Annotated in this window: 1 protein-coding gene; it reads left to right on the top strand. The window is 33.7% G+C overall.

The window, feature by feature from the left end:
• Positions 1–894: putative phage abortive infection protein (locus tag PVK62_RS17310; protein ID WP_274445625.1), on the top strand; the 894-nt coding region annotated here is incomplete at its 5' end.
• Between the last annotated feature and the right edge of the window lie 116 nt (positions 895–1,010).

Below are 1,010 nucleotides of genomic sequence, written 5' to 3' on the forward strand. Positions count from 1 at the left end.
GTAGCAAACGTGTTATGCAGGCGTTATGTGTTTTATGAGGGAATAATGAAAAAAACAGTAGTTTCAATAGTATGCTTAGCTACCCTAATTATAGTATCTTGGTTCCAGTATCCTGTATGGATCAGTTCTGTGTATGGGAATAGTGTATCAGAACTGGCAAATAAAGCGCTTTTTGGGGATTCATTCGGAGCACTAAATACTTTATTTTCTGGTCTTGCGCTAGGTGGGATAATCACTTCTATATTCCTTCAGTCTCAAGAATTGAGAGAAACCAGAGCCGAGATAAAAGGACAAAAGGAAGAATTCAAGCTGCAAACTAAGGCTATGGATAAGCAGGTTTTTGAAACGACTTTCTTTCAGTTGTTACAATTACACAATGAAATTGTGCAATCATTAAAAACGGAAGAAGATAGTGGAGGTAAGCAACATATAGTTAATGGTCGCGATGTTTTTCGTATATTGTTCATAGATAAGTTCACTCAAAAAGGATATATATTTGACTATTATTGTATGTTTGGTGAAGACCTATATGCAGACGATATTGGTAGTCAATATCTTAAATTTCATCGAGTATATGGTAATATGATTGGACATTACTTCCGAAATATTTATCAAATATTGAAGTATATAGAGCAATCTAATGTAGATGATAAGAAGTTTTATTCAAATCTTTTGAGGGCTCAACTTTCTGATTATGAACTGGGTTTACTTTTTTATAATTGCCTTAGTGATTTAGGCAACTCTAAATTTAAACTATTAATTGAAAAATATGAGTTTTTTGAGCATATAAATCAGCTAAATCGAATAGAGGGTCATGAGATAGCAATGTATTCAGTTAAGGCTTATGGCTCAACAAATAAAGTGTTTATTCAGCTCCACACTTTAAACACATAACAAATGCATCAACACGATTTACTACACTCGGCATCTCAGGTTGTCGGGTGTTTCTCGTTTTAAGGCGTCAATTTTAAGTATAATTGCATAGTAGTAAACGTGTTATGCAGGCGTTA

Source organism: Aliivibrio sp. S3MY1 (genome assembly GCF_028765575.1).
In the GTDB taxonomy this organism is placed as follows: Bacteria; Pseudomonadota; Gammaproteobacteria; order Enterobacterales; family Vibrionaceae; genus Aliivibrio.